Genomic DNA, 847 nt, shown 5'->3' with positions numbered 1-847 from the left:
AATTCAGGTTTTTTCCTTGCTACTTCCTCTTGAGAAGGTGCTTCTATTTTTTGAATTTCAAATCCGATATATTCTTCAATATCGGCTAAAAACCGTTTTTCAAAGGCCGTGACAAACGAAATGGCCTTTCCTTTGTTCCCTGCGCGTCCCGTTCGGCCCGTGCGGTGGACATAGCTTTCTTTTTCAAGCGGCAGATCATAGTTGATGACAAGGGAGATATTTTCAATATCAATCCCGCGCGCGGCGACATCCGTCGCCACTAAGTAACGGTACTCGCCACGTTTAAATTCATTCATGACTTCGAAGCGGTCTTCCTGAATCATTCCGCCGTGAATTTTATCGCATGGATATCCTAAGTCATCCAATTCATCGGTCAGCTGATTGACGTGCTCTTTCGTTCGGCAGAAAATGATGCAGCTGTCGGGATTCTCCGTCATCAGCACATCTTTCAGCAATGAAAATTTATTCTCTTCTCTTACTTGAATCACCGCATGTTCAATATTTCTTGTGGTAAGCCCGGCCGCTTTGATTTCGATATGCTCCGGGTTTTGCATATATTGACGGCTTAATTTCTCAATGTCCTCTGGCAGCGTCGCCGAAAACAGCATCGTTGTGCGCTCAGTCGGAAGATGCTTGATAATCGCCTCCACCTGCTCGATAAAGCCCATATTCAGCATCTCATCCGCTTCATCAATGACCAAATAAGAGAGACGATCCAACGGCAGCGTGCCTTTTTCGATATGATCCAGAACACGTCCCGGCGTACCGACAACAATGTGGCTTTTTTGCTTAAGCTCAGCTTTTTGTTTATCAAAGGAGGATTTTCCAAATACGGCTGTCGCTTTGA

The 847-nt window shown here is 45.2% G+C and carries 1 pseudogene; it reads right to left on the bottom strand.

The window, feature by feature from the left end:
• A pseudogene (dbpA, locus tag ACWHAR_RS25160) lies at nucleotides 1-847 on the bottom strand (ATP-dependent RNA helicase DbpA); the annotation flags it as partial.

Source organism: Bacillus sp. LR--39, assembly GCF_053613335.1.
The sequence above is the reverse complement of the archived record's forward strand: the minus strand, read 5'-3'. Positions and strand labels throughout refer to the sequence as shown.